The organism is Streptomyces sulphureus DSM 40104, assembly GCF_000381025.1.
In the GTDB taxonomy this organism is placed as follows: domain Bacteria; phylum Actinomycetota; class Actinomycetes; order Streptomycetales; family Streptomycetaceae; genus Streptomyces; species Streptomyces sulphureus.
The window spans coordinates 93,382-118,807 of sequence record NZ_KB905814.1 but is presented as its reverse complement, the minus strand read 5'-3'; the positions used below and the strand labels follow the sequence as shown (position 1 = coordinate 118,807).

The window sequence follows — 25,426 nt, the reverse complement described above, 5'->3', positions numbered from 1 at the left end:
TGTGTCGAGACTCCACGACCCGTTCCGTCGGGGCCAGTTGGCCGCGGCAGCGCTCTTCTTCTCCCTGGGTTTCCAGTACGCCACCTGGGTCTCTCGCCTACCGGCGCTCAAGACGGACCTCGACCTCACGCTTGCGGAAGTGGGAGTCCTGCTGATGGCGGCCGGCATCGGCGCTTCGGTGTCGTTCCCGCTGGTGACATACCTGATGGGACGCATGGGGTCGCGGCGGCTCTCACTCTGGTCGGCGCCGGCTCTCGCTGCGGTCCTTCTCGCCCTGGTCGCAGCGCCGAACTATCCGGCTGCGCTCGTGGTGCTCTGCGTCGACGGCGTACTCGTCGGATGCCTCAACACGGCCATGAACGCCCAGGGAGCAACCCTTGAAGCACGCAACGGACGCGCCACGATGGCGAAACTGCACGCCACATTCAGCGCAGGGTCCGCGCTCGCGGCGCTCCTGGCCTCCGGGGTGCACGCGGTGACCCCGTCCGTCGTGGCGCACTTCGCCGTGGCCGCCGCGCTTCTCGCGCTCCTCGCAGTGGGCGCGCGCGGCGGGCTCCTGGCCGACGACAAGCCCACGGAGTCCGCGCGGAAGTCCCCTCGCACTGGTTGGAAGCTGCCCCAGCGCGTGACGTTGTGGATGTGCTGCGCCATGGTCTTCGGCACCGTCACCGAGGGCGCCATGAACGACTGGTCCACCCTCTATCTCAAGGACGTCGCGGAAGCCTCCGGGGAGATCGCGTCCCTGGGCATCGCCGTCGTGTCGGGCATGATGCTGCTCGCCCGGCTCTTCGCGGACGGCTGGCGCAGCCGTTGGGGGGATGGCCGCGTCGTCCTCCTGGGCAGCGTACTGGCGTGTGCGGGACTCGCCTTCGCGTTGGTCACCGGCGGCGTGGTCACCGCGCTCGTCGGATTCGCCTGCGTCGGTCTGGGGATCGCAGCGGTGACGCCTTGCGTCTACGTGGCCGCTGCGAAGCAGGACTCGAACGCACTGCCCTTGGTGGCCGCCATGGGAACGACGGGTCTGTTGGCCGGCCCGCCGCTCATCGGCTTCGTGGCGAACGCGAGCAGCCTCGTGTGGGGCATGGCGCTCGTTTCGCTGTCCGCGCTCGTCGTAGCCGTGAGCAGTACCCGGATCGGCTGGGAGACGCGCAAGGTCGTGCGGGACGCCGATGACGACGGGTCGACCTCCGGTGAAGCCGTCCGTCCTGCTCGGTGAACCAGCTCGGGTCCGAGTCGCACCACCTCCAACTCCGCCTGTGCGGGGAGCGGTTGTACTTCGACTCCACGCGCCTCACCGGCAACGGCATCCTGGTGCGCGTGCATGACGGCCGTGGCTGCGCTCGGCCGCGACCGGATGATGCAGGAGGCCGCCCTCTCGCGGAGCACCGACGAGCAGCAGCTCGACGCCTGCCCCTACGTCGGCTGTATCCCGTGCCGCACCGCGCGCGAGATCCCGTGCCGCACCGCGCGCGAGGGGAGACAGCCGTTTCCGCGCATGTCCGGGCCAGGACGGAGCCGAGGCTGAAGTGCCCTCCCGAGCCGAGCGCGAGGCGGCGATGGGGCCACCGCGCGGGGTCGAAGCGATCCGGTTCAGCGAAGCCCCGCTCGTCGCGGCAGGCGGACGGTATCCACAGCATGCTCCGGTCGCCCGCTTCGCTGGGACGCCCAGCAACCGCCCGGCCGCTCGGATGGACCGCTGCGCGGAGGGCGTGGAGCGGGTACGGCCGCAGCCCCGGCTGCGGCTGCTCTACGGTGCGGCAGGCCCAGGTGCCTCGTCCGGTGGGGAGGGAGCGGGTGAGGGTGACGTGTTGTTGCTCGGGCCGGCGGGCGGAGGAGTGTCGGCGGGGGGTGAGGGGTCGCCCTGGGAGAGGAGCCGTGGCAGCACGAGGAGGGCTGTCGCCAATGCTGCGGCCAGAAACACCACCGCAGCCCTGCGGAGTCCGGGGTGTACGACCGCCCGTGCGCGCGGCGACGACGGGAAGGTCGGGCGGAGGGCGGTGACTTGGTCGGCCCGGGCGTGCAGTGCGGCGCGAAGTCGGTCCTCGACGGCTGTCATGGCGTCTCCTTCAGTCTTCTGGCCAGAGCCGTGAGTGCCCGGCTGGCTGTGGACTTCACCGCACCCCGGGACAGGCCCAGAGTCGCTGCGATGTCCGCTTCCGACATGTTCGACCAGTACCTGAGGACGAGGACCTCCCGCTGGCGCACGGTGAGCAGCCGCAGCGCTCGCAGCACTTCCTGGTGTTCCTCCCTGAGGAGGACTTCTTCTTCCGGTGGTGGCGCGGGGAGAGTGCGCGGCGGGATGTAGGCGCGCACGGTGCGCCTCCTGCGCAGCACGTCCCTGGAGGTGTTGACCACGCTGCGCCGTACGTAGGCTTCGGGGTCGGCGATGTCGTCGAGCGTGTTGCCGTGGCGTCGGTAGAGGGCTGCGAAGGCTTCCTGGACGACATCCTCGGCCGTGGGGACGTCGTCGACCAGGAGGACGGCCAGACGCACGAGGTCGAGCCTGCGGTGGCGGTACAGCATGTCGATCCCTTCCGACGCCGTGCCGAACAGCCGGCCCTCGATGCCCACTTCTTTTCGGCCTCGGGAGAGCCGGCCCAGTAGCCATCGCCACCAACTGTGCGGGACACCACCTGCACAGGCGGAAACGGCAGCCGTCACCGCCTTTTTCCCGCGGGCGGGGTGGTGACGTCCTGACGCTGTGTGCTGCCATCCGGCCCGGAGCGCCGTGGGACTGTCGGGTTGCTGCCGCGGATGGTCTCCCAGCGGGGTATTTCTGGCATACGCCTCAACCTGTTGCGTGAATAGAGCGGTTCGGGGCTCTCAGGGGCCCTCTACCGGAAAGGACGTGTGGGGCGCCGACAGGTTGCACTTCTCCGCGGGCGTGCGGATGCGGCACAGCCTGTCCCTCTCCGGCTTCCGGAACATCGATCGCCGCCTGCAACCCCGGGCGGGTCCGCACGTCTGTCAAGACGTAGGCAGTGTCCCGCCATGGTGCGGATGTGCGTGTCCAGGAAAGAACGAACCGGTCATCGACGAAAGCGCCTTCCACGCAACGGACATGACCGAGCGGGCAGGTGCTCCAAGGCCACGCTGCAATCCCGGGACATCAGCCTCCACCCGCACCCCGGGCACGAGCAAAGCGGGACGCTCCTGTCCGGCCCCGTACTCACCGAGGGAGACCTGATGAAGCGCCACACACGCACGAGGGCTTCGGCTCGCCTGCTGGGCCTGTCGGCCGCGGTGCTGTGCGCCGCAACGGCAGCCGTCACGTATACGGCTGCCACCGGTACCGCGGCACCGGACGAGGCGACGGGACGCAGCGCGGTGCCCACGTCGGAAGCCACCAGGACGGTCCGCTACGACCTGGGCAACCAGGGCTGGCACTTGCCACAGACCGGTGAACCCGTCGAACTGACCGGGGTGGTGCACTACCCCGCCCACCTGGGCACGGGGCGGCATCCACTGATCCTGATGGTGCACGGCTGGCACGAGACCTGCGCCGACCGGAAGGCGGACGCAGCGCGCACTGCCGCCGAACGCAGTGGGGACGACGCCGCGTACGAAGCTGCCAGTGCCAAGCTGTTCGCCTGGCCGTGTGCGACGGGGACGCCCGCCCTGCCCAGCGAGCGCGGATACGACTACGTGGGCCGCAAGTTGGCCGCTCAGGGGTTCGTCGTGGTCTCGGTCGGCGCCAACGGCATCAACGCCTCCTCCGTGTCGGGGGACGGCAATGCTGCCGCGCGGGCGGATCTCATCAACCGGCATCTGCGCATGTGGCAGGAGCTCAGCTCCAAGAACGAGGGCGAGCTCGCCGGGAAGTTCGTCGACCCGACGACCGGAGCGGCGCGGCGCGTCGGCTTCGCCCACCACGTGGACATGGGCGACGTGGGGATCATGGGGCACTCCAGGGCGGGGGCCGGGGCCACCTGGCAGGCGGCCGACAGCCATCGGGGACAGTGGCCCGAGGGCGTCGACGTCAAGGCGGTCGCGGCTGTGGCACCGGCCTACAACATGATGACGAAGAACATGTCCGACTACACGATCACCAAGACGCCCTTCGCCGTCTTCCGTGGAACATGCGACGGGCAGGTCGGCCGGGAGGCGTTCTCGTTCGCGGCCGACGCGGGCGAGGGGAACCGGGGCGGCTTCTACCGGTTCTCGCTCCACGGGGCGAATCACAACTACTTCAACACGCAGTGGTCGCCTCGGAGCCGTCAGGTCGCCGCCACCGACGACTCCGTGCCGGTGGAAGGACACCCCGGGCAGTGCACGGACCATGAGGGTGCGGCGTCGGCCAAGCAGTTGACCGAGCCGCAGCAGCGCCATGCGGCCGCCACGTACCTCGGCGCCTTCTTCCGCCGCCACCTCCTCGGCGACACCGGGCAGGACCAGGTGCTGACGGGGGAGCGGCACCCCGACGCGGCCGTCACCGACGTGGACGTCACCACCGCTGCTCCCTGAACGGCAGCCGCCCCGCAGGTCTGCGACGGGAGCCGGGTTTACCGCACCGGCCGCCGGACGATTGCGGTGGCCGGCCCTGAGTGAGACGGGACTTGGAAGACGCAGTTGCCCGTGTCCGACGTCTCGTCGGTGTACCGGTGGACCGTGCCCGTGCCGACAAGTCGGGGCGAAGAAGCCTCAGTTGTGGATGGGCTGCAGGGTGGTGGTGAGGCGTTGCGCGGTGCCGCCTCGTTGGAGGGCGATGATTTCGGCCATGATGGAGACGGCTGTCTCCTCGGGGGTGCGGGCGCCCAGGTCTAGGCCGACGGGGGAGGCGAGGCGGTCGAGGGCGGCTTCGGTGACACCCGCCGCGCGGAGGCGGGTGAGGCGGTCCTCGTGGGTGCGGCGGCTGCCCATCGCACCGATGTAGCGGGCAGGGGTGAGCAGAGCCCGCTCCAGCAGGGGGATGTCGAACTTCGGGTCGTGGGTCAGCACGCAGATCACGGTGCTCCTGTCCACGGCGATGCTGTCGAGGTAGCGGTGCGGCCAGGACACGACCAGTTCGTCGGCGTCGGGGAAGCGGCGGCGGGTGGCGAAGACGGGGCGGGCGTCGCAGACGGTCACGTGGTAGCCGAGGAACTTGCCGATGCGGGCGACGGCGCCGGCGAAGTCGATGGCGCCGAATACCAGGAGACGGGGCGGTGGTGCGAAGGACTGGACGAAGACCGCCACCTCGTCCTCGTCCGGTGCGCCGCGGCATCCGGTGTGGAGAACGGCTGAGGTGCCCTGGTCGAGCATCGCGCGGGCCCGGTCGGTCACGACGGCGTCGAGTCGGTCGTCGCCGAGGGTGCCGCTCCTCGTCCCCGGGGTCACCATCAGGTCCGAGTCCGAGTCCGAGTCCGAGTCCGAGTCCGAGGGCGCGGTGCGGGCGGTGTCCGTCTCTCCGTCCGGGGTCGGGAGGACGGTGGCGAGCGCGACGGGGTCGCCCGCGGCCAGCATCCCGAGCGTCGGGGAAAGGGCGGGGAAGCGGCCGGGGCCTGCGGGGCGTACGAGGATGTCGAGAACGCCGCCGCACGTCAGCCCCGCTTCCAAGGCGTCGTCGTCGCTGACGCCGTAGGTCGTCAGTACAGGGCGTCCCGTGTCGAGGACCTCGGTGGCCAGTTCGTAGACGGCACCCTCGACACACCCGCCGGAGACGCTGCCGAGGACCTCGCCGTGTTCGTTGACGGCCATCGAGGCTCCGGGCCCGCGGGGTGCGGAGCGCCAGGTGGCGACGACCGTTGCCAGCGCGAAACGTGTCCCGTCCGCCTGCCAGGCGGCGAGGCCCTCGGCGATGTCCCGCACGTGTGTGCTCCTCACCCCGGAACCGGTTTTCAGGGTGAGCATGCGAAGAGGCGGACGCGGGTGTCAACGGGCGATTAACCGTTCGCTTAGGTCGCTCTGAGGGTGGGCCCGAGAGGGGAGGGAGCTACTTAAGCGAACACTTAACTCTCTGTTGACACTGGCGCCGACCGGGAGCCCAATGTCCCGGTACAAGGCCGCAGGGCGGAACCACAGCCCCGCGTGACTGGAAGTCAGTTGCCGGTACGCAGCAGAGGGAGATGCCCGTATGCAGGTTCCCGCGCCATTCGAGTACCAGCGGGTGAGCAGTGTCGGCGAGGCGGTCGGGCTGTTGGACAGCCTCGGGGACACGGCGCGGCTGGTGGCCGGCGGGCACAGCCTCATCCCGATGATGAAACTCCGGCTGGCCAACTTCGAGTACCTGATCGATATCAACGAGCTGCACGGCGAGCTGGGTTACGTGGTGACCGAGCCGGGCCGGATGCGCATCGGCGCGATGACGCGCCACCGCGAACTGCTGGAAAGCGCCGAACTGGCCGCCGCCTTCCCGGTGTTCGGAGACGCCGAAAGCGTGATCGCCGACCCGGCGGTACGGAACCGGGGGACGCTCGGCGGTTCGCTGTGCCAGGCGGACCCGTCGGAGGACCTCTCCGCCGTGTGCACCACGCTGGACGCGTCCTGCGTGATTCGTGGCCGCGAGGGTGAACGCGTCGTGTCCATGGAGGACTTCCACCGCGGCCCGTACGAGACGGCGGTCGGCGACGCGGAGATGCTCACCGAGGTCCGCTTTCCGATCCGGCCGAACGGGTCGAGCGCGTTCGAGAAGGTGGAGCGCAGGGCCGGGGACTGGGCGGTCGTCTCGGCGGGAGCGGCGGTCTGGCTGGACGGTGACGGTGCCGTCGCGGACGCCCGGGTCGGGCTGGCCGCCGTCGGTCCGAACACGGCGGGCATCCCCGGTATCGGAGAGGAACTGCGGGGCAAGGCGCCCACGGAAGAGCTGTTCGCGCGGGCCGGCGACCTCGCCGCCGAGGCGTGCGATCCGGTCACCGACCGGAGGGGCAGCGCCGAGTACAAGAGGCACCTCGCCAAGGAGCTGACCGTACGGGCCCTGCGCAGGTCCGTGGCGCGGATCGGCGCCTCCGGCGCCGGAACTCCGGGCGCGGTGCAGGGAACCGGCGGAGAGGGAGCGTGAGTATGCAGGTCACCATGACCGTCAACGGCGAAGAGATCAGCCGGGAGATCGAGGGCCGGCTGCTGCTGGTGCACTTCCTGCGCGACCACCTCGCGCTGACCGGCACGCACTGGGGCTGCGACACCAGCAACTGCGGCACGTGCGTCGTGCAGATGGACGGGGAGCCGGTCAAGTCCTGCACCGTCCTTGCGGCGATGGCCGGGGGCCACGACATCACCACCGTCGAGGGACTGGAGCAGGGCGGTGAACTCGACGCCGTACAACGGGGTTTCATGGAGTGCCACGGGCTCCAGTGCGGCTTCTGCACACCGGGGATGCTGATGACCTCGCGTGCGCTGCTGGACGGTAACCCCGCGCCGTCCGAGCCGCAGATCCGCGAGGCGCTGTCCGGGCAGATCTGCCGCTGCACCGGGTACGCGACGATCGTCCGGTCCGTGCAGTGGGCGGCGGCCGAGGAGTCGGGCTCGCGTACGACAGCCTCGCAGGGCGAGTCCGCCGGCGCCCCCGAGCCACCCGCACCGGACGCCCCCGCCTCCGAACCGGCCGCCGCGAGCGCGGGGGGTGCCTCATGACATTGAGCACCGACGCCACGGCCACCGCTCCCGACGTCGTCACCTCCTTCGAGGACAACGACAAGAAGCCGTGCGGCCACGGGCGGATGCTGCGCAAGGAAGACCCGCGGTTCGTGCGCGGCAAGGGCCGCTACGTGGACGACGTGCAGTTGCCCGGAATGCTGCACCTGGCGATCCTTCGCGCGCCGATGGCACATGCGCGCATCGTCTCCGTCGACACCAGCCTGGCCGATGCCCACCCCAAGGTGAAGCTGGTGGTCACCGGCGCGATGCTGGCGGACCAGGGCCTCGCGTGGATGCCGACGCTGTCCAACGACGTGCAGGCCGTGCTCGCCACCGACAAGGTCCGCTTCCAGGGGCAGGAGGTCGCCTTCGTCGTCGCCGAGGACCGGTACGCGGCGCGCGACGCGCTGGAGCTGATCGACGTCGACTACGAGCCGCTCGACCCGGTGGTGGACGTACGCACGGCGCTCGCCGCCGACGCGCCCGTCATCCGGGACGATCTGGAGGGCAAGAGGGACAACCACTGCTTCGACTGGGAGACCGGCGACGCGGAGGCCACGGACGCGGTGTTCGCGCGGGCCGATGTCGTGGTCTCCGAGGACATCGTCTACCCGCGAGTGCACCCGGCACCGATGGAGACCTGCGGCTCGGTCGCGGACTTCGACCCCGTCGACGGGCGGCTCACGCTGTGGTCGACCACGCAGGCACCGCACGCGCACCGCACGCTGTACGCGATGGTCGCGGGGCTGCCCGAACACAAGATCCGGGTCATCTCCCCGGACATCGGCGGCGGCTTCGGCAACAAGGTCCCGATCTACCCCGGTTACGTATGCTCCGTCGTCGGCTCGCTGCTCACGGGCAAGCCGGTCAAGTGGATGGAGGACCGCACGGAGAACCTGGTCAGCACCGGGTTCGCGCGGGACTACGTGATGCGCGGGGAGATCGCGGCTACGTCGGAAGGGAAGATCCTCGCCATCCGTACCCATGTGCTCGCCGACCACGGCGCGTTCAACGGCACGGCGGCGCCTGTGAAGTACCCCGCGGGCTTCTTCGGGGTCTTCACCGGCAGCTACGACATCGAGGCCGCGCACTGCAAGATGACCGCCGTGCACACCAACAAGGCGCCCGGCGGCGTCGCGTACGCGTGCTCGTTCCGGATCACGGAGGCCGTGTACCTGGTCGAGCGGCTCGTGGACTGCCTGGCGTACGAGCTCTCCGCCGACCCCGTCGAGCTGCGCACCCGCAACTTCATCCAGCCCGACCAGTTCCCGTACACGACCAAGACGGGCTGGGTCTACGACTCGGGCGACTACGAACCCACCATGCAGTTGGCCCAGCGGCTGGCGGACTACGACGAACTGCGCGCAGAACAGGCGGAGAAGCGCGCACGCGGCGAACTCATGGGTATCGGCGTGGCGTTCTTCACCGAGGCGGTGGGCGCCGGGCCGCGCAAGGACATGGACATCCTCGGCCTCGGCATGGCCGACGGCTGTGAACTGCGCGTCCACCCCACCGGCAAGGCCGTGGTGCGCCTGTCGGTGCAGAGCCAGGGCCAGGGGCACGAGACGACGTTCGCGCAGATCGTCGCCCAGGAGCTGGGCATCCCGCCGCAGGACATCGACGTGGTGCACGGCGACACCGACCAGACGCCCTTCGGGCTCGGCACCTACGGCAGCCGCTCGACTCCTGTCTCCGGCGCGGCGGCCGCGCTCGTCGCCCGCAAAGTCCGCGACAAGGCCAGGCTCATCGCCTCCGGGATGCTGGAGGTGTCGGTGACCGACGTGGAGTGGGCGAAGGGCTCCTTCCACGTCACGGGCGACCCCACGGCAGCCGTCACGATCCAGGACATCGCCATGCGCGCACACGGCGCCGGCGACCTGCCCGAGGGCATCGAGGGCGGGCTCGAGGCGCAGATCTGCTACAACCCGGAGAACCTCACCTACCCGCACGGCGCGTACATCTGCGTGGTCGACATCGACCCGGGGACCGCGCAGGTGAAGGTGCGGAGGTTCGTCGCCGTGGACGACTGCGGCACCCGCATCAACCCCATGATCATCGAGGGTCAGGTGCACGGGGGGCTCACCGACGGGGTCGGGATGGCTCTGATGGAGATGATCTCCTTCGACGAGGAGGGCAACTGCCTCAGCGGCTCGCTGATGGACTACCTCATCCCGACCGCGCTCGAAGTGCCGGACTGGGAAACGGGGTTCACGGTCACGCCCTCGCCCCACCACCCCATCGGTGCCAAGGGCGTAGGGGAGTCCGCGACCGTCGGCTCACCGCCCGCCGTGGTCAACGCGGTGGTGGACGCGCTCAAGCCGTACGGCGTCCGGCACGCCGACATGCCGCTGACCCCGTCCCGGGTGTGGGAGGCCATGCGGGGGAGCGCGACCCCGCCCATCTGACAAGGCGCGCCGATGCCGGCCCCTCCCGGGCGGTTGTGAGGGAGGGGCACCGGCGTCGGTGCGGAGTCGTGAAGGGTCCATTCCAAGTGCTCACGTCGGGGAGGTGCCCAAGATGGTGACGGTGGCAGAACGCGCCCGTGAACTCGACGGCCGGCGGCGCTCGTTCGTGAGGGCGACGGTCGTACGGGCACAGCCGCCCGCCTCGGCGCGGCCGGGAGACCAGGCGATCGTCAGCGAGGACGGCTCGATCGACGGCTTCGTCGGAGGGGTGTGCGCGGAGGGCGCGGTCCGCACGGCGGCGCTGGGCACCCTGCGCGACGGCGGCCCCGTACTGCTGCGAGTGCTGCCGGAGGGCGAGGTGACGTTTCCGGAGTCGCCGGGCGCGCGGGTCGTCGTGAACCCGTGTCTGTCCGGGGGAGCGCTGGAGATCTTCCTCGAACCCCGGCTTCCGCCCCCGCTGATCGGCGTCGTGGGCCGCACGCCGATCGCCGAGGCGGTGATCGCGTTCGCCCGGCAACTCGGCTACGCCGCCACCCGGGCGGCGCCGGGCGAGCTGACCGAACGCGCCGACTCAGTGATCATCGCCAGCCACGGACGTGACGAGGCCCCGGCGCTGCGGGCCGCGCTCGATGCGGGCGTACCCCACATCGCGCTGGTCGCCAGCCCCCGTCGAGGAGCGGCCCTCCTGGACGAACTCGGCTTCGACGACGCGGAACGCGCCCGGATCAGCACGCCGGCGGGCTTCGACCTCGGCGCCCGTACGCCGGCGGAGATCGCCCTGTCCATCATGGCGGAGTCGGTCGCGGCCCTGCGTGCCGGGTCGGCTGCGCCCTCGCCGGGCGGGGGGACGGAGGTGGGCGGTCTGCCGTCGGAGGCGACCGACCCGGTGTGCGGGATGGCCGTCACCGTCGTCCCGGGCACGCCGCATCTGAGCGTGGAGGGCGCCGATGTCTGGTTCTGCGGCACCGGCTGCCGGGACCGTTACGCCAAAACCAGCACCAGCACCAGCACCAGCACCGAAGCCGAAGGGGCGGTGGACTAGTCCGTGTACGGCACCTCAACGGTGAACCGGTGGTGAGCGCGCTGTTCGAAGACGCGGACGAGGTGAGCCGCCGACTCGACGCCGTCGGGCAGTTGGTCGACCAGGGCACGGCGACAGCGCTCTATCTCGCCACCACCCTGGAGCGTCCCCTGCTGCTGGAGGGCGAGCCAGGAGTGGGCAAGACCAGCCTGGCCAAGGCGCTCGCCGCGGCGCTGGACACCCCGCTCATCCGACTCCAGTGCTACGAGGGCCTCACCGCGGGCGAGGCGTTGTACGAGTGGAACCACCAGCGGCAACTGCTGGCGATCCGGCTCACCGAGGCACGCAGCGAAACGCTCACCGATGCGGACCTGTTCACCGAGGAGTTCCTCCAGGACCGGCCCCTGCTGCGGGCGATCCGCCACACGGGGCCCGTACCGCCCGTACTGCTGGTCGACGAAATCGACCGCGCAGACGACGAGTTCGAGGCGCTCTTGTTCGAGATCCTGGGCGAGTCGTCGATCACCGTTCCCGAACTGGGCACCTTCACTGCCGTGCACGCGCCCGTCGTCGTGCTCACCTCCAACCGCAGCCGGGAGTTGCACGACGCGCTGCGCCGCCGCTGCCTGTACCACTGGATCGATTTCCCCGGCCCGGAGCGCGTGGTGGAGATCCTGCGTCGCTCGGTGCCGGGCGCCGACGCGCCACTCCTCGCCTCGGCGGCCGAGTTCCTGGGCCGCGCCCGCACGCTCGAACTGGACAAGGCGCCGGGCATGGCCGAGGCCATCGACTGGGTCGCCGCGCTGTCCGCGCTCCGGGTCGACCGGCTGGTGCGCGGCGACGTGCTGCGCACGTTGAGCACGCTCGCCAAGAGCCCGGACGACCACGTCGCCCTCACCGAAGCACTCACGCAGTTGGGCTGTCCCCCCGAAGGGGAGCCGCACGCGTCGGACGCGCCGCACACAGAGGAAGCGAGGAAGCCATGAAGATCGACAACGAGTTCACTGTCCGCGCCCCGGTGGAAGGGGCCTGGGCGGCCCTCACCGATCTGGAGGGTCTCGCACCGTGCCTGCCCGGCGCCCAGCTCACCGGCGTCGAGCACGGGCCGGACGGCGACGTCTACAACGGCAAGGTGAAGGTCAAGGTCGGCCCGGTCGTCAGCCAGTTCGCAGGCACGGCCCGGTTCGCGGAACGCGACGCGGCCGAACGGCACGCCGTCGTCGGTGCCAAAGGGAAGGACGCGCGGGGTGGCGGCAACGCCTCGGCCACCATCGACATGCGGCTCCGCCCCGACGGAGACGACCGCACGGTGGTCTCCGTCCACACGGACCTCAGTATCACCGGCAAGCTCGCGCAGTTCGGCAGCGGCATGATCAAGGAGATCTCCGAGAAGCTGCTCGCGCAGTTCGTGTCCAACCTGGAAGAGCGGCTGCTCGCGCCCGAAGAGCCGGCACCCGGGGAGGAGACGGTCGGGGCACAGCCGGCGGAGTCGCAGGAGTCGTCGGGCTCCTCGGCAGGTGCGGAGCGAGCGAGGGAGGTTGTCTCGGCGCCCGCGCGTGAGTCCGGCGCCCGGCTCGCCGGGGCCGAGCCCGAAGCGACCCCCGCGGCGCTCGGGACGACGCCCGAGCGCACGTCCGCGCCCGTCGAGGAGCCGGCGACCGCGGGAGAAGCGGAGCCCGTGTCCGCCCCGCCGTCTGCGTCCGCCGGGGCCGTCCCGACGAGGGAGGCGGGCAGCCAGGTGCGGGGTACTTCGCCGGCCGGGTCCCCGAGCGGAACCGGGGCGAAGGCCGCCGACGAGGGGGAGGCCGAGGCGCTCGATCTGATGGGGCTGGCTGGGGCGTCGGTGTACAAGCGGGTGGTCCCCGCGGGCGTCGTGGTACTGGTGCTCATCGTCGTGCTCGTTCTCGTTTTCGTTCTGTGAGCCCGGGAGGCGGGGCGCTGCTGCCCGCCGTCGACCGGACCGCGTTCGCGGTGGCGCTCGGGGACCGGTTGCGTGCGCGCGGCGTCCCGGTGGGGCTCACGTTGGTCGACGACTTCGTACGGGCCCTGGTGTGCACGACTCTCCGGTCGCGCGCGGAGCTGTACTGGACGGCGCGGATCTGTCTGGTGCGCAACCACGACGACCTGGCCGAGTTCGACGCGGTGTTCGAGGCGGTTTTCGGCAGCGCCGTCCTCCCCCTCGATCCGCACGCCCGCCGCGACGGGCCGGGCGCTGCGCCGCGCGGGGACGATAACCACGCGCCGGTGCCCGGCAGTTCACGCGAGGAGGAGGCGGGGCAGGGCCTGCCCTGGGTGACGCGGCCGACGACTGTGGACGCCGCCGACGGGGCGACCGAGCACACGCTGGCGCTGCCGGAACGGTTGCCCAGCGATGTGGCGGGGCTCGTGGACACCCCGTTCGAGAAGCTGGGCCCGTACGAGACGCGGCTGCTGGGGAAGTGGCTGGAGTCGGCGCTGCGTACCTGGCCGACGCGCCGCTCGCGACGTTTCGCCGTACGGCAGCGGGGAGCGCGGATCGCCGTGCGGGCGACGGTGGAACGCTCCCGCCGCACCGGCTGGGAGCCCGTGGTGCTGGTGCGCAACGGAGCGATCGCGCAGCCGCGCCGGGTCGTCATGCTGTGCGACGTCAGCCGGTCCATGCAGCCCCAGGCGGTGGCGTACCTGCACCTGATGCGGGCGCTGACCCTCACCGCCGACGCCCAGGTTTTCGCGTTCGCCACCTCGTTGACGCGGCTCACCACCGTTCTCGCTCAGCGTTCGGCGGAGGCGGCGATCGAGGAGGCGTCGCGGCGGGTCGCCGACAGGTTCGGCGGTACCCGTATCGCGGGCAGCCTGCGCGCGCTGCTCGACTCGCACCACGGCGGGCTGCTGCGCGGTGCGGTCGTCGTCGTCGGCTCGGACTGCTGGGACGGGGACCCACCGGAGCGGCTGGCGGCCGCAATGGCGCGGCTGCGGCGCCGCGCCCACCGGGTGATCTGGCTCAACCCCCGTGCGGGGGCGCCCGGTTTCGCGCCGCGCACGACGACCATGGCCGCCGCGTTGCCGTACTGCGACGCGCTGGTGCCCGGCGACACGTTCGCGTCCTTGCGTGGTCTGATCACGCAGATCACGCACTGTGCACGTCGGGAGCGGCACCCAGCGCCGCGCATGTGACGGCGCGTCCGCGGCGGCGGAGGGGCAGTGGGCTCCGGGCGCGGGAGGCGCTGGGACCCGTCAGCTCCAGAGAGTCACATGGACGGCGGGCCGGAAGCGTCCGGCTGTGACGCCGGTGCCGCGCAGCATCGCTTGGGTGGCGCGCGGTGTGGTGACGAACCGCCTCAACTCGGCGGCCGCAGGCGGGCCGTTGCGCTCGGCGAGAGTGAGGATGTTCCACGCCCCGCGGGCCGGCTGGAAGGAGGCGTCGAGCCGCTTCAGGTCGCCGTCGGCCACGTCCTTCGTCACGGCGAACGCGACGGCGAACGCGAGGCCCTTGCCGCGCTTGGCCTCCTCGACGGCGGCGGCGTGGCTCTGGAAGATGCGCTGGTGGTGCTCGGGCACGTTGAGCCGGCGCAGAATCTGCGGCACCATGCCCAGCCGTCCGACCGCCGACGGCCCCAGCAGCCACGTCTGCTCGCGGAGTTCGGTGGTGCCGACGGACCTGGCCGCGGTGAGCGGGTGGTCGGAGCCTGCGACGGCGAGCACCTGGTAGTTGAGGAACGGCGTGCAGGTCATCGACGCATCCACGGTGGCCGGGCGAGGTCCGATCGCCACGTCGACGGCGCGGCTCGTCAGCAGCGCGTCGAACTTCTCGGGGTTGTGCACGCTCAACTCGATGTCCAGATCGTCCGCGCGACCGGCGAACAGCTCGATCAGTCCTGGCGCCGCGTGCTCAGCGAAGAGACTCGAAGCCGCCACCCGCAGCAGCCGCCGCCCCGAACCGGCCTGGCTCACCTCCGTGATCGTCTGGTCCTGGAGACCCAGCATCTCCGCCGCGCGGCTTGCCAGCCGCAAACCGCCCGGGGTGAACGCGAGCCCCGAACTCGTGCGCGAGAACAGCTTGTCGCCCAACTCCTTGCGAAGGTGCGCCACATGCATCGACACGGCTGCCTCTGACACCCCGAGATCGGCCGCGGCAGCCTTGACCGAGCCCAGACGTACGGTCGCCGCGAAGGCGCGGAGCTGCGAAGGAGTCAACTGCTGTGTCACCCGGCCACATCGAAACCGTTATCCTGCCAAAATATCTCGCTCCGGTTCCCAGTGCTATGGCTCGTCACCCACCGCTGTGATATCCGCGTGTGTGGCTTTCGTGAGTGAGGCTTGGCCAATTCGTGTGGTGAGCGGGGCAGTTGCTGGTGTTCCCCATCGACGGCATGCTCGAACGCAACGCCCGGCCGTGAGCACAGAGGGCGCTTCCCTGCACCCGCGCCAAGACTCGCCGGGAGGCAGGCACGTGCGTCGACGTGCGCGCCACGGTGCAAGTGACGCCCGAGTCCGAAGCCGAGTTCCTGCGGCAGGTGTTGCTGGAGATGTCGGCATGCAGCGCGAGCAGATGCCTTGAAACACCGAGCGATCGGGACGCCGTTTGTCCCCGGCCGCGTTCTCCGCTCGATTCTGGGAAGAGGCACGCCGCCCTTGCTGCCGTTCCCGGCGACGCCGGGTGACGCCGCGGCTTCCGGTGACGGCGAAAGGCGGCTCCCCCGCCCCGGTGAAGGGGCGGGGAGCCGCCTTCGGCCTTCCGTGAATCAGCGTGTGACCGGCTCCGCCCGTCGGCGGTCAGTCGCTCCGCTTCCCCGGTGTGTGCACTCAGCCGGCAACCGGTGGGAAGGGGCTGGTCAGCGGAGTGTGGCTGTCACTGGTAGGAGATCATCGCGGTGTTCCCACCGTCCATGTAGCACGTGTAGCGGTCCGGATCGTCCGGCAGGGAGGGCCAGGTGTTCTGCATCTCCTTGATGCCGGCGTCGCAGGAGTCGACGCCGCCCGCCATGAATTCCTGGTTCGGCGGGGGCGGCGGGGGGACGGCCTGGGCCGCTCCGGCGGCGACGCCGGAGAACGCCAGGAGCCCGGCAGCGACTACTGCTGTGCGTGTGAACCTGCGCAAGTGCTTTCACCTCTACTTGCTTCGTACTTGGCGCGCACGCGCGACGGAGTACGCGCTTTCGCCTGTGCGAGGTGTGGAGACGGCCCTGTCGCGGGGCCCAGCTTTTGTGACCGTGGCGGCAAGCGGCAGAACAACATCACCACTGCTACCGATCGCAGACGGCCGCTGTCGTCCGACCGCAAGAGATGGTGCGTGCGCCCCGGAGGATGTCCTGGGCGATTGACAAAAGATCCTACAGACCGATGCGTTGAGCAGCCAGTTGAGCATCTGACGTACGTGGCCGCGACGTTGACCGCTTCTGCGTGCCGACCCGGCCAGCCGGGCCGCCATGCTCTGCGGCTGATGGAGGGCAACATCACCGGTCTCCGCACCAGCGGACGTACCAGGAACCTCCAGCTCCGTCACGGGGACTCCCGAGGGACCTCCCGCCGTACAGCAGAACAAGCCCGTGACAGCGCTGAACGACACCAATCACCTGGTCGGTTCGCTTGCGCTCAGCACTCCACCACGTTCACCGCGAGCCCGCCCCGGGCCGTCTCCTTGTACTTGACCTTCATGTCGGCCCCCGTCTCGCGCATCGTCTTGATGGCCTTGTCGAGGGAGACGTGATGGCGGCCGTCGCCGCGCAGGGACATGCGGGCCGCCGTGACGGCCTTGACGGCCGCCATGCCGTTGCGTTCGATGCAGGGGATCTGGACGAGGCCGCCGACGGGGTCGCAGGTGAGGCCGAGGTTGTGCTCGATGCCGATCTCGGCGGCGTTCTCGACCTGTTCGGGGGTGCCGCCGAGGACTTCGGCGAGGCCGCCCGCCGCCATGGAGCAGGCGGAGCCGACCTCGCCCTGGCAGCCGACCTCGGCGCCGGAGATCGACGCGTTCTCCTTGAAGAGCATGCCGACGGCGCCGGCCGCGAGGAGGAAGCGTACGACGGCATCGTCGTCGGTGCCGGGGACGAAGTCGCGGGCGTAGTGGAGGACGGCGGGGATGATGCCGGCGGCGCCGTTGGTCGGTGCGGTGACGATGCGGCCGCCTGCGGCGTTCTCCTCGTTGACGGCCATGGCGTAGAGGGTGACCCAGTCGGTGGCGTGCGCGGGTGCGGTCTGCGGGCTTCCCTGGGCGCGAAGTTGGCGGGCCGAGACGGCGGCGCGGCGGCGGACCTTGAGGCCGCCGGGGAGGATGCCCTCCGTGTCGAGGCCGCGGGCGACGCACGCACGCATCACCTCCCAGATCTCCAGGAGGCCGGCGCGTACATCGGCCTCGGTGCGCCAGGCGCGCTCGTTCTCCAGCATCAGCGCCGAGACCGAAAGGCCCGTCTCCCGTGTGCGGCGCAGGAGTTCGTCGCCGGTGCGGAAGGGGTGGCGCAGCACCGTGTCGTCGAGCTTGATGCGGTCCTCGCCCACGGCGTCCTCGTCGACGACGAAGCCGCCGCCGACCGAGTAGTACGTCTTCTCGACGAGCGGCGCCCCCTCGGCGTCGTAGGCGAAGAGGGTCATGCCGTTGGCGTGGTACGGCAGTGAGCGGCGCCGGTGCAGGATCAGTTGGGTGCGCTCGTCGAAGGGGACGGTGTGCGCGTCGCCTATCTCGGTGGCGAGGAGGCGGAGGCGGCCCGCGGTGCGGATCTCCTCGATCCGGCGGTCGGCTTCCGCGGTGTCGACGGTCCGCGGGGACTCGCCCTCCAGGCCGAGGAGGACGGCCTTGGGGGTGCCGTGTCCGTGACCCGTCGCGCCGAGGGAGCCGAAGAGCTCGGCGCGGACGGAGGCGGTCTGGGCCAGCGCCCCTTCGTTCTTCAACCGCCGGACGAACATCCGCGCGGCACGCATCGGGCCGACGGTGTGCGAGCTGGACGGGCCGATGCCGATGGAGAAGAGGTCGAAGACGGAGATGGCCATGGTGCGGACTCCCTTGTCCGAACGCGGGGTTGGCCCCCGGTGGTGCGGGCGGGGGCGCGCCGTGGTCGACGGCGCGCCCCGCGGGGCTTGCGTGCTCAGCTCGCGGTGCCGAGCTCCGGGTAGAGCGGGTGCTTGTCGGCGAGGGCCTTGACTCGGGCCGCGAGCGACCGCGACGTGGCCTCGTCGAAGCCGGGCAGCAGGGCCTCGGCGAGGACGTCGGCGACCTCGCGGAAGTCCTCCTCGGTGAAGCCGCGGGTCGCGAGCGCCGGGGTGCCGACGCGCAGGCCCGAGGTGACCATCGGCGGGCGCGGGTCGTTGGGGACTGCGTTGCGGTTGACCGTGATGCCGATCTCGTGGAGGCGGTCCTCGGCCTGCTGGCCGTCGAGCTCGCTGTTGCGCAGGTCGACGAGGACGAGGTGCACGTCGGTGCCGCCCGAGAGGACGGAGACGCCCGCGTCGACGGCGTCCTGCTTGAGCAGCCGCTCGGCGAGGAGCTTCGCGCCCGCCACGGTGCGCTGCTGCCGCTCCTTGAACTCCTCGGACGCCGCGATCTTGAAGGCGACGGCCTTCGCCGCGATCACGTGTTCCAGCGGCCCGCCCTGCTGGCCGGGGAAGACCGCGGAGTTGATCTTCTTGGCGTGCTCCTTCTTGGTGAGGATCACGCCGCCCCTCGGCCCGCCGAGCGTCTTGTGCGTCGTGGTGGTGACGACGTCCGCGTACGGCACGGGGGAGGGGTGGAGGCCGGCTGCGACGAGGCCGGCGAAGTGGGCCATGTCGACCATCAGGAGGGCGCCGACCTCGTCCGCGATCCGCCGGAAGGCCGCGAAGTCGAGCTGTCGCGGGTACGCGGACCAGCCGGCGACGATCATCTTCGGGCGGTGTTCCTTGGCGAGGCGCTCGACCGCGTCCATGTCGACCTGGCCGGTCTGCTCGTCGACCTGGTAGGCGACGACGTTGTAGAGCTTCCCCGAGAAGTTGATCTTCATCCCGTGGGTGAGGTGGCCGCCGTGCGCGAGGTCGAGCCCCATGATGGTGTCGCCCGGCTTCAGCAGCGCGAACATCGCGGCCGCGTTGGCCTGGGCGCCCGAGTGCGGCTGCACGTTGGCGGCCTCGGCCCCGAAGAGCTCCTTGACGCGGTCGCGCGCGAGGTTCTCCACCACGTCGACGTACTCGCAGCCGCCGTAGTAGCGGCGCCCGGGGAGGCCCTCCGCGTACTTGTTGGTGAGCACGGAGCCCTGCGCCTCCATCGCCGCGACCGGCGCGAAGTTCTCGGAGGCGATCATCTCCAGGGTCGACTGCTGGCGGTGGAGCTCCTGATCGACGGCGGCGGCGACGTCCGGGTCCACCTCGTGGAGCGAGCTGTTGAGAAGCGACATGTATCCATCCCTGTGGCGAGGCTGGGTGAGTCTGCGGTCTGCCGGCGGGCCGGCGGGCCCCGTGCCGGGCAGTCCGCTGCGGGTCCGCGAGCCCTCCCGCGCTCGGCGCTGAACCCGGGGTGCGCGCGGCTGGCGGCGGTGGTCAGTTCCCCGCTGCGAACGCCGTGTACTCGTCGGCGCTGAGCAGGTCGTCCGGGGCTCCGGACGGGTCGAGGCGCACCTTGAAGAGCCAGCCGCCCTCGAACGGGGCGGAGTTGACCAGCGCGGGGTCGTCCACGACGTCCTGGTTCACCTCGGTGACCTCGCCGCTCACGGGGGAGTAAAGGTCGCTGACGGACTTGGTCGACTCCAGCTCGCCACAGGTGTCACCGGCGCTCACGGTGTCGCCGGTGTCGGGGAGCTGGACGAAGACGACATCGCCGAGCGCGTCGGCCGCGTGCGCCGTGATGCCGATGGTCGCGACGCCGTCGACCGGCTCGGAGAGCCACTCGTGCTCCTTGCTGTAGCGAAGCTGCTGGGGGTTGCTCATGGTCTGATTCTCCTCGACGACGGACCCGGACAGTAAGCGGTCTTGGCAGATGGGACGAGACGCACAGTGCACAGGCGTGTGGCGGCGCCGGCGGTGCACGCCGGAGCGCGGCGGCGCTCGCCGCGCGGCCGTTGGCAGGAGCGCGCTCAGCGCTCGCGCTTGTAGAAGGGGAGCGCCACGACGTCGTACGGCTCGCGCGAGCCCCGGATGTCGACGGCGACGCCCTCCGTACCGGGCACCGCGTGCTCGGCGTCGACGTACGCCATCGCGATCGGCTTCCCGAGCGTCGGCGACGGGGCGCCCGAGGTGACCTCGCCGAGCACGGTGCCGTCGGACGAGACGACCGCGTACCCGGCGCGCGGGACCCGGCGCCCCTGCGCGACGAGCCCGACGAGCACCCGCGGCGGCGCCGACTCGGCACGGGCCGCGGCCTCCTGGAGCGCCTCGCGTCCGACGAACGCGCCCCCGTTCCCCGGCTTCTCGAACTTCACCGTCCGGCCTAGCCCGGCGTCGAACGGCGTGAGCGCGGTGGAGAGTTCGTGCCCGTAGAGCGGCATGCCGGCTTCGAGGCGGAGGGTGTCGCGGCAGCTCAGGCCGCACGGGGTGAGGCCGTCCTCGGCGCCCGCGTCGAGGAGCGCCTGCCAGACGGCGGGTGCCCCGGCCGGGGCGAGGAAGAGCTCGAAGCCGTCCTCGCCCGTGTACCCCGTGCGTGCGATCAGCGCTTCCGCGCCGGCGACGGTGCCGGGGAGCCCTGCGTAGTAGCGGAGCCCTTCCAACTCGGCGTCGGTGAGCCGGGCGAGGATGCCGGCCGCCGCCGGGCCCTGGACGGCGAGGAGCGCGTAGGTGTCGCGGTCGTCGGCGACCTGCGCGTCGAAGCCGGTGGCGCGCTCGCGGAGCGCGGCGAGGACCGTCTCGGCGTTGGCGGCGTTGGCGACGACGAGGTAGCGGTCCTCAGCGGTGCGGTAGACGATCAGGTCGTCGAGGATGCCGCCGCGCTCGTCGCAGAGCATCGTGTAGCGGGCGCGGCCCGTGCGGAGGGAACCGAGGTTGCCGATGAAGGCGTAGTCGAGGAGGTCGCAGGCGGCGGGGCCCGAGACGGTGAACTCGCCCATGTGGGAGAGGTCGAAGAGCCCCGCGCGGGTGCGGACCGCCTGGTGCTCCTCGCGCTCGCTGGCGTAGCGGAGCGGCATCTCCCAGCCGGCGAAGTCGGTCATGGTGGCGCCGAGCGAGCGGTGCACCTCGTCGAGGGCGGTGCGGCGCGGGGGTGCCGAGGGCTCGGTCATGAAAGGGCTCCCGTAGGTGTGCTGACGCGGATGTCCTCCCCATCTGTCATCGGAACCTGAGAGCTTCACCGCGGCCCGAGCGGGGACGCGGCTTGCACCGTGGGTGGAGCCCGCGGGGGCTCGCTTTCCAGATCTGCCTGGCCCGCGCGGTATCGGGGCCTGAGAGATTCAAGGGAGGATCTTGCTCCTTCGGCGCCCCGGGCCTTCTGTCCCGGGAACTCTCCCGCGCGGATTCATGCGGCCGGTATGGAGTTGGCGGCGGCCATCATCGCACGGTGAGCGCGCCCTCCGCTGCCCCCCGTCGGCCGGCAATCGCCTTGAAGGACATTACCTTCCCTTGGCATTCTGACCGTGCTGAGCGACAGCGCGGGGGCGCGCACGGTGCGCGAGCACACCCGGGGAGGGCACCAGTGGAGAGCCTGCGCAGCGGGCATCCGGCGGGCGGTGGGGCGGCGTCGGCGTCTCCGGAGGTTCCGTCGGGAGCGGCGGGGGCCGAGCTCCGCTGCAGGGATCTGCGCGGTTCGGCGGAGCGCAGGACGCTCCGCTTCCCTGCCGGCGATCTCGTCGTCGTCTCCGGGCTGCCGGGCAGCGGCAAGTCCACGCTGATCGGACGGGCGGTACGCCCCGGACGGCACCTGGTGCGCATCGACTCTCAGGACGTCAGGGAGAACTGGGCCCGCAGAGTGCCGAGTTGGCTCCCCTATGCGCTCTACCGCCCGCTCGTGCGCCTGGCGCACTACGCGGCGCTCCACCGCGCACTCGCCTCCGGGGCGGGCGCGGTGGTGCACGCGTGCGGGGCGCAGGCGTGGGTGCTCCGCTGGATCGCCAGGGCGGCGGTGCGCGGCGGGCGCGGGATGCATCTGCTCCTCCTCGACGTCGATCCCGGCGACGCGCTTTTAGGCCAGGCCGGCCGGGGGCGGCGCGTCTCCGCGTACGCGTTCCTCCGGCACCGCAGGGCGGTGGCGCGGCTGATAGCAGGGGCGGAGCGGGGGCGGATGCCGTGGCCGTGCGTCTCCGTCGTGCTGCTCGACCGCCGGGCCGCCGCGTGCGTGCGCAGGCTCGCCTTCGGGCGGCGCCGCGAGGCGGAGCTCGACCCCGCTGACCGCGCCGACCGCCTGGCCGTCGGCTAGCGGGGCCTCAGCCGCCCAACGGGCCTGACTTCGCGGGTGGTTCGGGCGCCGTGGGCACCTTCGCGTGCGCCTTGGGCCCGGTGTGGGTCGGCAGCCCCGGCATGTGTGCCGTCGGCAGGTTGCCTCCCGCGACGAGCGCGGCGAGCAGGTCCATGGACCCGGTGAGCGCGGCATCGGCAGTCGTGTCGACGCGGGCGCGGTCGCCGGTGCCCGCCGCGTCGGCGAGGGCGCGTACGCGCTCCTCCAACCGGTCGGCGGCGCGCTGGACGAGGGCGGCCGAGTCGGCGGCCGTGCGGTGTCCCGAGGCGCGCGCGGGGGTGGCGGTACGGACGGTGTCCAGGGCGCGGACGGCTTCGGCGACGCGGCGGTCGGCCTGGGCCTCGGGGAGCCGGGCGCCGTCGCGGAGCACTTCGGTGAGGAGCGCGCTGACGGGGCGCAGCACCTGGTCCGCACGCTGGAGCGTGCCTGCCGTCTGGGCGAGTTGGGGGCGTGCGGGGGCGGCGTGGCTCGGGGTGCGGGGCGCGGGCTCGTGCCCGGCTGCGGCCGTGCCGGCGGCGAGTGCGAGGGAGCCCGCGAGGGCGGCTGCCGCGGTCGCCGCCGCGACGGTTCTGGAGAGGCGCATACCTGTTCCTCGGGTCTGTCGGGGTGGGTCCTTCGTCGCCACCGGCTGCGCGGCCGGTGCGTCCCGGCGCCTCCGGCGCGGTGGCCCTACTACGACGAGGGGACGGGAACCACCTTTGGCGCCCCCGATGCGGAGCGCAACCGGAAGACTCCGCAGGGTGACGGCCGCGGAGGCCGTGTGTCCCTCGCGCGGGTTCCGTGTGCGACCCCGGGTGGGCCGGGCGGGGTGTCGGCGGCAGCCTCTAGGGTGTTCCCATGACCATTCCGCAGCAGTACGGCTCCGGCGGCCTGCCCGAGGAGCCCGGCCAGGGCGGCGGCTGGCCAAGCAACGAGCTGGAGGAGACCCTCGCCGCCTCCCTCGGCGTCCAGCAGGCGGGCGCCCGTCTGCTGGAGGTGCTCGCGCGCAGCAGCCTCTGGGTGCCGCTCCCCGAGGGCGGCGGTCCCGACAGCTCCCATCTCGACCTGCCCACGGTCGAGTTGGGCGGCGCACCGTACGTTCCGGTCTTCAGCTCCCAGGAGGAGTTCCTGCGTGTGGCGGGGGCGCACCTGTCGTTCACCGCTGCGCCGGCGAGGGAGTTCGCGCGCGGGCTGCCGCCGCAGGTGGGCATCGCCATCAACCCGGGGGGCGCCGTCGGCGTCCCGCTGCCGCCCGAGGTCGTTGCCGAGCTGTGCGCCAACACCCCCTCGGAGCAGGCAGTTTCGGGCGTGGCGAGGGGCGCGCGGATGCGCCTCTTCGAGCCCGACTGGCAGGACGACCCGCTGGATTTCCTCTCCGCGGCAGGTGACGAGCTCCAGCAGGTGGGCGCCGCGCGCTCGGCCCGGCGCGCGCTGGCGAGCGCCGAAGGGGACCCGCCGGCTCTCTACGTCGGCGTCGAACTCGACCCGCTCGACGCCCCGTCGCGGCAGGCGGTGCACGAGGGTGTCGGCCGCGCGCTGGGTCGCGCGCCGGTGAAGTGGCCCGTGCAGCTCGTCTTCCTCGACGCGGCCGAGGACCCGATGGTCGCGTGGATGCGGCAGTGCGTGCGCCCCTTCTACGCGCGCGAGGGGCTGCCCGTCGCGCAGTGAGGGTGCGGCGTGGCCGGACGCGTCGCTCGATGGGGCGCCCATGTAGCCGTACGCCTACTGGGCCGCCTCGTAAGCTGGTTGGATGGAGCGGGGGCGCCGAAGCGTGCCCGGGTGGCAGGCGACCTCGGTGTCGGGGGAAGACGGGAAGGCGGCCTCAGGTGAGCGCGGGTGAGAGCGTCGAGCAACTACTGCGTCAGGTCTCGCCGGGCAGGTACGACGCCTACGAGGCGCTGTTGAACGCACTCGCCCGCGGCCAGGTCTGGATGCTGCTCTGGAACGGCAGAGCCGGCTCCCCCGATGCGCAGTACGGCAACATGGAGGTCGCCGGGTACGGTTACGCGCCTTGCGTCACCTCGGCGCAGGAGCTCGCCGCCTCCGGCTGGGACCGCGCGCACGAGGTCGTCACCGGGCAGGAGATTGCCGCGGCGCTCTTCCCCGAGCGCTGGGGGATCTGGCTGAATCCGCACGCTCCCGGCGGCGGTCTCGGCATCCCCTGGCTCGACCTGCGGCGCATCGCGACGGGTCTCGACCGCCTGCCGGCCGGCCCGCTCAGGATCAGCGAGCCTGCCCTGAACGCCGCCCAGTTCTACGCCGTCCTCACCCAGAACGCGCACCACACGCCGGCCGTGCGCTCCCTGCGCAGGGCCTGGGTGCAGCCGGCGCTCGGCGTCGCCTACCTCGCGATCGGCCTGGAGCTCTACGACGACAGCCCGCAGGCGGTGGAGGGCGCCCGGCGGATGATGGGGCAGTCGGTGGCCGCGGCGCCCGAGGGGCTGCCGGTCTCCAGCGTCGCGATGTCGGACGACTACGATCCCGTCGCCATGTGGCTCCGCCGCAATTCCCGCCCATTCTTCGATCGCGACGTGCACGCGGGCGCCGTGCCGGGGAGCGTGCCCGGGTTCGGATACGGCAGCCCGCGCGCCTGACGCCGTTGCGCGCCGTCCAGGGTGTCCGTGCGCCGGTGCGGCGGGGGTTCCGCAGGTGAACTCTGCTCGGCTCGGGGGTAGTCGAGGAGGGTGAGCGCGAAGTGCCCCCAGGGGGCGGCAGATGGGGCGGGGGTCGTCCACGGGTGTCCCGCGGGGCCGCGGGTCTCCCTCGGAGCTCGATGCCCGCGTTTCCGTGGTGCGTTGCGGGGGTTCGCCGTCCCCATTACGGGGCGCGAGGGGAAACTCCCGCCCGGCGTATTCAATTCCCTTTGCAATAGGGGATTTTCGGTCGTGCGGAGCCCTCTGGAGAGGCGCGGCGCGGGGCGCTCCCAACCGGGACATAAGCGGGCGCACAACCCCGCAGAACGCCAACTTCCGTCCGCATAACGGAAGATGCCGAACGACATCACAGTTGCGCATCCTTTCGCGGGGAAGTCTGGCGACTGATCACCGGCGCGATGAAGACTCCCGGCGATGAGGCCATCGGTCTTCTGTACGAACTGCTTGCGAACAAGCCGCCACAGCGGCAGGCGTGGGCTGGTCACCGCCAGTCGAG

General features: G+C 71.5%; 22 protein-coding genes and 2 riboswitches. Of the genes, 13 read left to right on the top strand and 9 right to left on the bottom strand.

Annotated features, from left to right (window positions below; translation table 11 throughout):
* Window position 1: 1 nt before the first annotated feature.
* Both F603_RS0104800 and F603_RS0104795 read left to right on the top strand, forming a co-directional pair.
* Window positions 2–1,216 (top strand): MFS transporter, encoded by a 1,215-nt coding sequence (locus F603_RS0104800; RefSeq protein ID WP_019544881.1) that lies wholly within the window; start codon window positions 2–4, stop codon window positions 1,214–1,216.
* Between the two features lie 105 nt (window positions 1,217–1,321).
* Window positions 1,322–1,525 carry a hypothetical protein gene (locus F603_RS0104795; protein ID WP_019544880.1) on the top strand — a complete coding sequence of 68 codons (204 nt, stop codon included), beginning with the start codon at window positions 1,322–1,324 and terminating at the stop codon, window positions 1,523–1,525.
* A gap of 527 nt (window positions 1,526–2,052) precedes the next feature.
* Here F603_RS0104795 and F603_RS0104790 read toward each other — a convergent pair.
* Window positions 2,053–2,571, bottom strand: coding sequence for a SigE family RNA polymerase sigma factor (locus F603_RS0104790; protein ID WP_019544879.1), 519 nt, complete (start codon window positions 2,569–2,571; stop codon window positions 2,053–2,055).
* Window positions 2,572–3,186: 615 nt separating this feature from the next.
* Between F603_RS0104790 and F603_RS0104785 the strand changes: the two genes are divergently transcribed.
* A complete protein-coding gene (locus F603_RS0104785; protein WP_019544878.1) occupies window positions 3,187–4,464 on the top strand; it encodes an alpha/beta hydrolase in 1,278 nt (425 codons plus the stop codon).
* Between the two features lie 177 nt (window positions 4,465–4,641).
* Here the strand turns inward: F603_RS0104785 and F603_RS0104780 are convergent, their stop codons facing one another.
* On the bottom strand, window positions 4,642–5,787 hold the full coding sequence (locus F603_RS0104780) for an XdhC family protein (protein ID WP_019544877.1): 1,146 nt from the start codon (window positions 5,785–5,787) through the stop codon (window positions 4,642–4,644).
* 265 nt (window positions 5,788–6,052) lie between these two features.
* Between F603_RS0104780 and F603_RS0104775 the strand changes: the two genes are divergently transcribed.
* The 7 genes from F603_RS0104775 to F603_RS0104745 all read left to right on the top strand — a co-directional run bounded on the left by F603_RS0104775 (window position 6,053) and on the right by F603_RS0104745 (window position 14,130).
* Window positions 6,053–6,976, top strand: coding sequence for an FAD binding domain-containing protein (locus F603_RS0104775; RefSeq protein WP_019544876.1), 924 nt, complete (start codon window positions 6,053–6,055; stop codon window positions 6,974–6,976).
* Window positions 6,977–6,978: 2 nt separating this feature from the next.
* Window positions 6,979–7,548: a (2Fe-2S)-binding protein gene (locus F603_RS0104770; RefSeq protein ID WP_019544875.1), complete on the top strand. Its 570-nt coding sequence runs from the start codon at window positions 6,979–6,981 to the stop codon at window positions 7,546–7,548.
* Entirely contained in the window at window positions 7,545–9,956 is a 2,412-nt protein-coding gene (locus F603_RS0104765; protein ID WP_019544874.1) for an aerobic carbon-monoxide dehydrogenase large subunit, read from the top strand. Before F603_RS0104770 ends, F603_RS0104765 begins: the two co-directional genes overlap by 4 nt.
* 112 nt (window positions 9,957–10,068) lie before the next feature.
* Window positions 10,069–10,998 carry an XdhC family protein gene (locus F603_RS0104760; RefSeq protein ID WP_019544873.1) on the top strand — a complete coding sequence of 310 codons (930 nt, stop codon included), beginning with the start codon at window positions 10,069–10,071 and terminating at the stop codon, window positions 10,996–10,998.
* Window positions 10,999–11,030: 32 nt separating this feature from the next.
* Window positions 11,031–11,963: an AAA family ATPase gene (locus tag F603_RS0104755; protein WP_051096131.1), complete on the top strand. Its 933-nt coding sequence runs from the start codon at window positions 11,031–11,033 to the stop codon at window positions 11,961–11,963.
* Complete coding sequence (locus tag F603_RS35725) at window positions 11,960–12,898, top strand: SRPBCC family protein (protein ID WP_019544871.1); 939 nt, start codon at window positions 11,960–11,962, stop codon at window positions 12,896–12,898. The genes F603_RS0104755 and F603_RS35725 overlap by 4 nt, the downstream gene beginning before the upstream one ends.
* Window positions 12,895–14,130: a vWA domain-containing protein gene (locus F603_RS0104745; RefSeq protein WP_019544870.1), complete on the top strand. Its 1,236-nt coding sequence runs from the start codon at window positions 12,895–12,897 to the stop codon at window positions 14,128–14,130. The genes F603_RS35725 and F603_RS0104745 overlap by 4 nt, the downstream gene beginning before the upstream one ends.
* Window positions 14,131–14,190: 60 nt before the next feature.
* Here the strand turns inward: F603_RS0104745 and F603_RS0104740 are convergent, their stop codons facing one another.
* From F603_RS0104740 to gcvT, 6 genes are all read right to left on the bottom strand, one after another.
* Entirely contained in the window at window positions 14,191–15,162 is a 972-nt protein-coding gene (locus F603_RS0104740) for a LysR family transcriptional regulator (protein ID WP_019544869.1), read from the bottom strand.
* 643 nt (window positions 15,163–15,805) lie between these two features.
* Window positions 15,806–16,054, bottom strand: a complete 249-nt coding sequence (locus F603_RS0104735) for a hypothetical protein (RefSeq protein ID WP_019544868.1) — start codon at window positions 16,052–16,054, stop codon at window positions 15,806–15,808.
* Window positions 16,055–16,548: 494 nt separating this feature from the next.
* Window positions 16,549–17,940: an L-serine ammonia-lyase gene (locus F603_RS0104730; protein WP_019544867.1), complete on the bottom strand. Its 1,392-nt coding sequence runs from the start codon at window positions 17,938–17,940 to the stop codon at window positions 16,549–16,551.
* 95 nt (window positions 17,941–18,035) lie between these two features.
* Window positions 18,036–19,316, bottom strand: a complete 1,281-nt coding sequence (glyA, locus tag F603_RS0104725; protein ID WP_019544866.1) for a serine hydroxymethyltransferase — start codon at window positions 19,314–19,316, stop codon at window positions 18,036–18,038.
* Between the two features lie 142 nt (window positions 19,317–19,458).
* The gene (gcvH, locus tag F603_RS0104720; protein ID WP_019544865.1) at window positions 19,459–19,845 is read right to left on the bottom strand and encodes a glycine cleavage system protein GcvH; all 387 of its coding nucleotides are present in this window, start codon (window positions 19,843–19,845) and stop codon (window positions 19,459–19,461) included.
* A gap of 146 nt (window positions 19,846–19,991) precedes the next feature.
* The gene (gene gcvT / locus F603_RS0104715) at window positions 19,992–21,128 is read right to left on the bottom strand and encodes a glycine cleavage system aminomethyltransferase GcvT (RefSeq protein WP_019544864.1); all 1,137 of its coding nucleotides are present in this window, start codon (window positions 21,126–21,128) and stop codon (window positions 19,992–19,994) included.
* A gap of 33 nt (window positions 21,129–21,161) precedes the next feature.
* Window positions 21,162–21,265, bottom strand: a riboswitch (glycine riboswitch).
* Window positions 21,266–21,364, bottom strand: a riboswitch (glycine riboswitch).
* 174 nt (window positions 21,365–21,538) lie between these two features.
* Here gcvT and F603_RS0104710 point away from each other — a divergent pair.
* Window positions 21,539–22,258, top strand: a complete 720-nt coding sequence (locus F603_RS0104710; RefSeq protein WP_019544863.1) for an AAA family ATPase — start codon at window positions 21,539–21,541, stop codon at window positions 22,256–22,258.
* A gap of 7 nt (window positions 22,259–22,265) precedes the next feature.
* Here F603_RS0104710 and F603_RS0104705 read toward each other — a convergent pair whose 3' ends face one another.
* Window positions 22,266–22,880 (bottom strand): hypothetical protein, encoded by a 615-nt coding sequence (locus F603_RS0104705; protein WP_019544862.1) that lies wholly within the window; start codon window positions 22,878–22,880, stop codon window positions 22,266–22,268.
* A gap of 254 nt (window positions 22,881–23,134) precedes the next feature.
* Here F603_RS0104705 and F603_RS0104700 point away from each other — a divergent pair, with 254 nt between their 5' ends.
* Together F603_RS0104700 and F603_RS0104695 are read left to right on the top strand one after the other, a co-directional pair.
* Window positions 23,135–23,944: an enhanced serine sensitivity protein SseB C-terminal domain-containing protein gene (locus F603_RS0104700; protein WP_019544861.1), complete on the top strand. Its 810-nt coding sequence runs from the start codon at window positions 23,135–23,137 to the stop codon at window positions 23,942–23,944.
* Between the two features lie 158 nt (window positions 23,945–24,102).
* Window positions 24,103–24,870 (top strand): enhanced serine sensitivity protein SseB C-terminal domain-containing protein, encoded by a 768-nt coding sequence (locus F603_RS0104695; protein ID WP_019544860.1) that lies wholly within the window; start codon window positions 24,103–24,105, stop codon window positions 24,868–24,870.
* The last annotated feature ends 556 nt before the right edge of the window (window positions 24,871–25,426 follow it).